Source organism: Microbispora sp. GKU 823 (genome assembly GCF_002027145.1).
Classification (GTDB): domain Bacteria; phylum Actinomycetota; class Actinomycetes; order Streptosporangiales; family Streptosporangiaceae; genus Microbispora; species Microbispora siamensis.
Map to the genome: position 1 here is coordinate 1 of NZ_MWJN01000187.1, position 7,823 is coordinate 7,823.

Annotated in this window: 6 protein-coding genes and 1 pseudogene; 1 reads left to right on the forward strand and 6 read right to left on the reverse strand. The window is 73.3% G+C overall.

Features of this window, described 5'->3' with window-relative positions; translation table 11 throughout:
* Nucleotides 1–881 (reverse strand): RNA polymerase sigma factor (locus B1L11_RS43440; RefSeq protein WP_079320983.1); only part of this gene is annotated, 881 nt, incomplete at its 3' end.
* 134 nt (nt 882–1,015) lie between these two features.
* A complete protein-coding gene (locus B1L11_RS43445; RefSeq protein ID WP_079320984.1) occupies nt 1,016–2,773 on the reverse strand; it encodes a substrate-binding and VWA domain-containing protein in 1,758 nt (585 codons plus the stop codon).
* Nucleotides 2,774–2,886: 113 nt separating this feature from the next.
* Here B1L11_RS43445 and B1L11_RS43450 point away from each other — a divergent pair, with 113 nt between their 5' ends.
* Nucleotides 2,887–3,696 carry an RNA methyltransferase gene (locus B1L11_RS43450; protein ID WP_079320985.1) on the forward strand — a complete coding sequence of 270 codons (810 nt, stop codon included), beginning with the start codon at nt 2,887–2,889 and terminating at the stop codon, nt 3,694–3,696.
* Here the strand turns inward: B1L11_RS43450 and B1L11_RS43455 are convergent.
* The 4 genes and pseudogenes from B1L11_RS43455 to B1L11_RS53505 all read right to left on the reverse strand — a co-directional run.
* On the reverse strand, nt 3,683–4,420 hold the full coding sequence (locus B1L11_RS43455) for a D-alanyl-D-alanine carboxypeptidase family protein (protein ID WP_256863418.1): 738 nt from the start codon (nt 4,418–4,420) through the stop codon (nt 3,683–3,685). The genes B1L11_RS43450 and B1L11_RS43455 overlap by 14 nt on opposite strands.
* A gap of 135 nt (nt 4,421–4,555) precedes the next feature.
* Nucleotides 4,556–5,062 carry a DedA family protein gene (locus tag B1L11_RS43460; protein ID WP_256863419.1) on the reverse strand — a complete coding sequence of 169 codons (507 nt, stop codon included), beginning with the start codon at nt 5,060–5,062 and terminating at the stop codon, nt 4,556–4,558.
* Between the two features lie 113 nt (nt 5,063–5,175).
* On the reverse strand, nt 5,176–6,756 hold the full coding sequence (locus B1L11_RS53500; RefSeq protein WP_256863420.1) for a hypothetical protein: 1,581 nt from the start codon (nt 6,754–6,756) through the stop codon (nt 5,176–5,178).
* 607 nt (nt 6,757–7,363) lie between these two features.
* Nucleotides 7,364–7,783, reverse strand: a pseudogene (locus B1L11_RS53505) (ATP-binding protein); the annotation flags it as partial.
* Nucleotides 7,784–7,823: the final 40 nt, after the last annotated feature.

Genomic DNA, 7,823 nt, shown 5'->3' on the forward strand with positions numbered 1-7,823 from the left:
GTCCGTCCGCGCCCTGCCCGCCCGCCGGTGGTCGCAGGGAAACCGCGCCGGTCGAACTCGGCGGTGGCGGCGGTGGCGGCGGCGCCGTCGCGCCGGTCGGCCTGAAGCGCGGACTCGACCACCCGGCGGCGCAGCGAGAGCGGGGGGAAGGCGACGGGGATCATGTCGAGCAGCCGCTCGGCCGACACGTGCCTGCCCCGCCCCTCGCGGCAGATCTCACAGGCCGCGATGTGCCTGCTCAACCGCTTGCGTACGGGAGGACCGAGGGGACCGTCCTGCCAGGCGGCGCCCACGCCGTGGTCGACGAGGGCCGACAGCTCCGGGCAGTGGGCCCGGCCGACCCTGGCCAGCACGAGGGCCGCGGCGGCGTTCTCCAGGTGATCGCGGGCCCGGGTGAGCCGTGCCGACACCTGCCGGGAGGCGAGCCCGAGGACCGATCCGATCTCGGCCGCCGTCAGGCCGTGCCGTACGGCGAGTTCGAGCACCTCGCGCTCGTGATCGCCGAGCTCCCCCAGCGCCTCCCGCACCAGCGCGGCGAGCGGCGGGTCCGCGGACTCCTCCACCTCGATGACGGGCCCGGTGACGGGCCCGGCCGATCTCCGGGCGGCGCTGTGGAACCGGGTCAGCGCGTACAGCCACGCCCGCAGCCGGGCCGGCTCCTTCAGCCGGTCCGCGCAGCAGGACGCGGCCACGAGCGCGTCGTGCACCGCCCGCGCCGCCGAGTCGAGGTCGCGCACCAGCGCGTACGCGTAGTCGCTCAGCCGGTCGGCGTAGGCGTCGTACAGCGCGGCCGTGGCCTGGGCGTCGGTGCCGCCCCCGCGCCGCAGCGCCTCCAGCAGTCGGTGGTCGTCGGCTCGCCCGACGCCGGGCCATTCGGGCAACGAACATTCCTCCCCGTGTGACGGAACCTGGTCTCGCCGGTCCCCACACGAGTGGGACGCCGTCCCCTCTGGCGTCGTTTACGGATCACAGGCTCATGCCCAACGGGTATGACCTGCGAAAACAGCGACTCTTGTTACTGGAGTCTGCGGGCGATGCCCTTGAGGAAGATGTTGCGGATCTCCAGGACCGTCTGCGGGAAGTAGGCGGCGCCGCCGGTCGCCTTGGCGATGGAGGTCATCTGCGCCCGGTCCTCGTCCTTCTGCGTGTTGAACGAGATGATCAGGATGCTCACCGGCCGCTTGGGGTCGTAGGCGCCCTTCAGCTTCCGCAGGATCTCGGTGTTGGAGATGCCGCCGTTCGGGTCGTCGTTGCCGACGCCGTCGGTGAACAGCAGGATCGTGTTGACCTTGTCGGGCTCGTACTCCTTGGTCATCTTCTGGTAGGCGGCCCAGAGGGTGTCGTTCAGGCCGGTGTTGCCCGTGGGGATGGCCTTCGCCTGGCGCAGCGCCTGAGCGATCACCTCGCGGCGGGTCACCCCGTTGATCTGCTGGGCCAGCGGCCCGATCTGCACGACGGGCTTCCAGTCGACCCCCTCGCCGCGCAGGTTGTCGGAGAAGGCCCAGATGCCCATCTCGGCCTTGTCCGGGAAGAGCTTCAGGCCCTCGACGGTGAGGTCGCTGATCGCGCGCATCCGCGTGACGCCGGTCTTGTCGGCGGGCAACGCCATGGTCCCGGAGATGTCGATGAGCGAGAGCAGCCTGGTGCCGAGCTTGATCTGGTGCCACGCCTGGGAGAGGCGGGTGACGGTCGCGGCGTCCGGCAGCGGGATCGCGGCCGGCTTCTTGGCGTTCACGCCGTTGTCGGGCTTCAGCAGGCTGCCGCCCTTGCCGTCGGGCGTGCGGAAGCCGTAGTCCTGGACGGTCTTCCTGCCGTTGGGCGAGGTCACCTCGGCCGCCAGGGCCTGGGCGGCCTTGCGCGTCGTGGCGTCCTTCGCCGTGACGAAGATCGGGTAGTCGAGGCTGACCGTGCCCTCGGCCGGGTAGAGCGCGACCGCCGGGTTCGAGGGGGTCGTCGTCGTGTTGTACGACCACACGGCCTGCTCGGACGTCACGCCCACGGGGATGCGGGCCGCGGCCTTGGTCAGCGTGGCGAACATGCTGTCGGGGGTCGACACGGTGGACTCCGACAACTGGCGGAGCACGCCCACGAGCGTCTCCTCGCTGCCGCCTCCCTGCGTGAGCACGGCGGACCCGGCCAGCAGCGCGCCGAGGCCGGCGGCGTTCTGCGTGGGGTCGAGCGCGAGCACGCGCACCTTCCGCGCCAGGCCGTCGGGGTTGGCGGCGTTCGCCGCGCTCATCAGGCCGGTCCAGCTCGGGCTGAAGGCCGACTGGAGCTTGTCCGCGCCGGTCCTGGAGGCGGCCAGCACGACGGGGGTGCTGGCGGCGTTCCCGGCGGGCTTGGGCGCGTCCTTGAGTCCGCTCAGCCACAGGCTGGAGTCGGGGATCCACAGGTCGGGGTCCAGCTTGCCGCTGGTGGGACCGGTGCCCGCCATCGCGTTGGCGACGTCGGCCGACTCGGCGGCCTTGACCGTGACGGCGACGCACTTGCCGTCGACGGCCCTGCCCGACTTGCCGAACCTGGTGGCGATCTTCTGAACGGCCGGCTGGATGTCGGGCGAGGCGACGACCGAGAGCTTGACCTTCTCGCCGGCGCAGCCCGGGCTCTTGTTCACCACCACGTACGCGGCGACGCCGAGGAGCACGGCCAGGGCGACCGCTCCGGCCAGCGGGACGAACACCGTCCCCCGCCCGGCCCGCCGCCGCGGCGGCGGGGGCTCGTACTGGGGGTCGAAGCCGCCATCGAGTTCGTCTGTGCGGTGTCGTCCGCCCACGGTGCTCTCTCCGGTGTCGACTGGCCGTAACAGGTTTAGGGAACGATACTGGCAAAAGTCATAACTTGCGTCCGGTGTGCGGGAGTGTTCTACCTGGCCGTACGCTGAGGCCCGTGGTCATCCCGGTCGAGGACGCCGCCGATCCGCGCCTGTCGGACTACGTGCGGCTGCGCGACGTCGATCTGCGCAAGAGCGTCGAGAGCGAGCGCGGGCTGTTCGTCGCCGAGGGCGAGAAGGTCATCAGGCGGGCGATCGGCGCGGGCCATCCCGTGCGCTCGGTGCTGACGACGGCGAAGTGGCTCGACGCGCTGGCCGACGTCGTCGGGGACGCCACCGTCTACGTGGTTTCCGACCGGGTGATGGAGGGGATCACCGGCTTCCAGGTGCACCGGGGCGCGCTCGCCGCGATGGAGCGCACCCCGCTTCCCTCCGTCGGCGAACTCCTCACGGGCGCGGGGCCGCGGATCCTCGTCCTGGAGGACCTGGTGGACCACGGCAACGTGGGGGCGATCTTCCGCTGCGCGGCGGCGCTCGGCGTCGGCGCGATCGTGCTGTCGCCGCGCTGCGCCGACCCCCTCTACCGCAGGGCCGTCAAGGTGTCGATGGGGGCGGTGTTCGCGATCCCGTACGCCCGGATGACCGACTGGCACGGCGGCCTGGCGGAGGTCAGGGCGGCCGGGTTCCGCCTGCTGGCGCTCACGCCCGATCAGTCGGCCGTGCAGCTGGACAAGGCGCCGCTGTCCGGCCGGGTCGCGCTGATGCTCGGCTCGGAGGGCGACGGGCTGTCGTCCCACTGGCTGCACGAGGCCGACCAGCCCGTCTGCATCCCGATGAGCTCACGGGCGATGGACCTCGGCGTCGACTCCCTCAACGTGGTGGCCGCCGCGGCCATCGCCTGCCACGGCCTGCTCAGGGGAGCGTGACCCCGGCCCCCTCGGAAACAACCTCCTCGGAGACCCAGTCGAGGAGCTTGCGCGCCGTGGCGAACCTCGCCTTGTCGCTGCGCTCGCCCAGCACGACCCCCACGTACGTGCGCCCGCCCCGGATAGCGGCGAACGACAGGCAGTAGCCGGCCTGGTTGGTGAAGCCGGTCTTCAGCCCCACCGCGCCGTCGTCCAGCAGGTCGTTGGTGCTGCGCCACACGTGCCCCCGGTGGCCGGCCGACTTCCCGACCACCCGCTTGGGCGTCTTGGCGACGGACGCGATCACGGGGTCGCGCAGCGCCGCCAGGGCCAGCGTCGCCTGGTCACGGGCGGTGGAATATCCCTTCGACGGCAGTCCGTCCGGGTTGGCGTAGCGGGTGTCGCGCAGGCCGAGAGCCCGCGCCGCGTCGTTCATCTTGGCGACGAACTTCGCCGTCCCCGGGCCGTACCGCTCGGCCAGGGCGTGGGCGGCGTCCGCGCCCGAGGGGAGCATGAGCCCGTAGAGCAGGTCGCGCACCGTGAGCCGCTCGCCCGCCCGCAGGCCCGCCGTCGTGGCCCCGCCGGCCGTCGCGTGCCGCACGTCGGCCGTCGTGATCGTCACCACGTCGTCCAGCCGGGCCTGCCGCCGGACCACGTAGGCGGTCATGACCTTGGTCAGGCTCGCGACCGGCACCCGGCGCGTCTCGCGCTTGGCGAACTGGACCGTTCCGTCCGTGGTGTCCACCAGGTAGGCCTCCCTGGCCGTGACCGACGGCCCTGCGTGGTCTTGGCGGGCGTGGTCTTGGTGGGCGCGGCTTGGGCGGGCGCTGCGGCGGTCCCTGCCGTGACGAGGGCGGCGGCCAGCGCGATGATTACCCCGTTACGCATCCCGACATGATCGCACGGCTTCGGGCGCGGCGGGCGCGTCCCCGTTCCGGCCCCTCTTCCGGCGGCGCCGTACGAGGAGGGCGACGGCCAGGGCCACGACGGCGACCGCGGCGACGGCCAGCGCGGGGGACCGGGCCGCCAGCGACAGCCAGGCCCACAGCAGCGAGTAGAGGCCGAAGGAGGTCACCGGCACCCAGGTCAGGCAGCCGAGCGCGCTGGCCACCACATACCAGCGGTAGTCGACGCGCAGCGCCCCCGCGACCCACGGCAGCGTGTGCCGCAGGCCGGGCACCCAGAAGCAGCCGTACACGGCGAGCGCGCCCCACCGGCGCACCACGTTCTCCACGCGCTCGATGCGCTCCCGGCCGATCCTGCGGCCCATGCGCGAGCGGTAGAGCGCCTCGCCGAGCCTGCGGCCCACCCAGTAGTACACCTGGAACGCGCCGAACAGGGCGACCGCGCCGACCGCGACGACCAGCCACAGAGGGAGGCCGAACACGGAGGCGGCCGTAGGGTCTGGGATCCGCACGTGCTCTCACCGCCGGTCATGGGGGCAGTCATTAAGGCAAGCCTCACCTTAGCGCCCCGGATCGCACTGATTGCAAGCCGATGTCAACCGGTGATCAATCCGCCCTTTGTACACCTGAGGAGACGAGAGGCGACGGGTTCGCGTTGAGACAGGGGCCTTCGCGAACTCTGCCTCCTCTTCGCCTCCGGCGAAAGCTCCCTCCCCTTCGCCTCCTGCTCACCTGCCCGCGAGCGCCTCGCGGGCCTCGGCGACCCAGCGGGGCACGCCCACCCGCTCGGCCACGGCCAGCGCCTTGTCGTAGTGGTCGCGGGCCGGCAGCCCGAGCCGTACGGCGAGGTCGCCGAGCGTCTTCGCCACCGGCCACAGGGCGACCACCCCGGTGCCGGCCCCGGCGATGCGGTCGCGGAACGGCGCCAGCTTCTCGTACGCCTCCCGCATCCGGCCCTCGTCGTCCAGCAGCATCCCGGCGAGCGCCCGCCAGATGAGGGCGAGCTCGTAGAGGAAGTCGGTGCGGACCGGTTCCCGGCTCGCGGCGACCACCCGCGCGTCCCTGAGGTGCCCGGCCGAGGCGAGCGCCACGGCGTAGGCGTCCGGCGTCCACTTCGCGCCGCGCTGGTGGCCTCGCCCAGCGGCTCGGCCATCTCGGCGGCCCGCCCGTCCACCAGGTGCAGGCAGAACGTGGCGATCAACGGGAGGTCCTGGCGGCCTTCGAGCATGCCGGCCCGCGCCGTCAGCCGCGCGGCGTTCCGGTAGGCCCGCTCGGCCCCCGCGTAGTCACCGGTGATCATGAGCCGCTGCCCGGCGTACCACGCGCCGACGGCCGCCGGGGCGGGCAGGGCGTACTGCCGTCCGAGGCGTTCGGCCTGCGCGAGGTGCTCGTCGGCCTCGGCGAAGTCGCCGCGGGCCGCCGCGCACTCCAGCAGTACGAGGTGCGCCAGCGTCTGCACCGCGATCTGGCCCGACTCCGCCCCGACCCGCAGCAGCTCACGGCCGATGGTCTCGCGCTCGTCGACCTGCGTCAGCGTGTACGACTGCCGCAGCCGGCCGCTGAGCGCCATCGCCAGCAGCGCGGGGTCGCCGCTCGACCGAGCCAGCTCCTCGGCCTCCAGCGACGCCTGGTAACCGCGCTCGGTGGCCGACCCCTCCAGCTCCAGGGCCAGCGTCGCGAGCAGGCTGGCCCGCAGCGACTGCTCGCCCTCCGGCAGCTCGACCAGCGCCTTCTCGGTGACGTCGACGATCTCCCAGGCCGTGCGCGTGAAGTCGCGGGCGATCCCCTTGTGCGGCACCGCGAGCGCCGCCGCGACCCGGGCGGTCAGCTCCAGATCGCCGAGGGGGAGCGCGACCGACATCGCCTCCCCCCGGTGCGCGCGGGCGGCGGTCATGTCCCCGCACAGCGCCAGCGCCCTGATCATGCGCAGCTGAAGCTCCAGCCGGTCGCGTACCGATCCACCGCCCGCGTGAGCCCGGCCTGTGTGAGCCCGGTCGAAGGCGGCGATGGCCTGCTGCCAGAGCGTCGCGGCCTCCCGGTGGGCGAACCTGCGCTCGGCCTGCTCGGCCGCCAGCCCGGCGTACCGTACGGCCTTCGCGGCGGTCTCCACCGTGCCCGCCGCGTCGTAGTGATGGGCCAGCGCGGCCACGTCGCTCGGGCTGCGCTGCTCGATCACGGAGGCGACCGCAGCGTGCAGGCGCGAGCGGCGCAGCCGGGAGGCGTCCGAGTAGACTCGTGTCCCTGACCAGGTCGTGGTCGAACCTGAGCAGGCCGGGGCCCGGCTCGGTCACCAGCCCGGCGAGCAGGGCCGCCTCGACCGCGTCCACCACGGCGTCCTCGTCGCCGGACACGTCGACCAGGACGTCCACGTCCACGTCGCGGCCGATCACGGCGGCCTGCAGCAACACCTGCTGGGCCCGCTCGGGCAACCGGGCGATGCGCCGCCGCAGCACGTCGCGCACGCCCGAGGGCACCTCGGAGATGTCGGCCTCGGCCTCGAACAGCCGGGCCGTCTCCTTGACGAAGAACGGGTTGCCCCCGGCCCGCTCGACGATCGTGCTGACGACCTCGTCGTCCACCTCGCGCACGCAGGTCGCCCGGACGAGCTCCGCCACCGCGGCGTCGTCGAGGCCGCCGAGCCCCACGCGTACGGGGTCGAGCCTGGCCAGCGCGGCCAGCACGTCCTGCTGCTGGTCGTTGAGTTCGCCGTCGCGGCAGGTCACCACGACGAGCACGCGGCTGGCCGCGAGCAGGCTGGGCAGCGCGCGCAGCAGCGCGAGCGTCTGGTCGTCGGCCCAGTGCAGGTCCTCCAGGAGGATCAGCAGCGGGGCCTCGCGGGCCACGGCCGACAGGTAGCCGCCGACGGCCCGGTGCAGCCGGAAGCCGCCGGACGCCTCGTCGTCGGCGCTCGTCGATCGGCTTCCGGCGGTGGCGTCGTCGAGCAGCGGCGCGAGCAGCGCGGCGTACTCGCCCGCGCCCCTGCGGGCGACCAGGGCGCGCAGCACCTCGACCCAGGCCCAGCCGGGCGGGGTCGCCGTGCTGTCGGGGCAGCCTCCGGTCGCCCCTATCCAGCCGTCGCCCTCCAGTCGCTCGAACAGCCGCCGCACCAGCGTCGTCTTCCCCGCGCCGGGATCTCCGCTGATCACGGCGACGGTGAACCGGCCCGCCTGGGCGCGGGGCGCGGCGGCGGCGAGCGCGGCCAGTTCGGCGTCGCGGCCGACGAACGGCTCGGTTCCAGGGGCG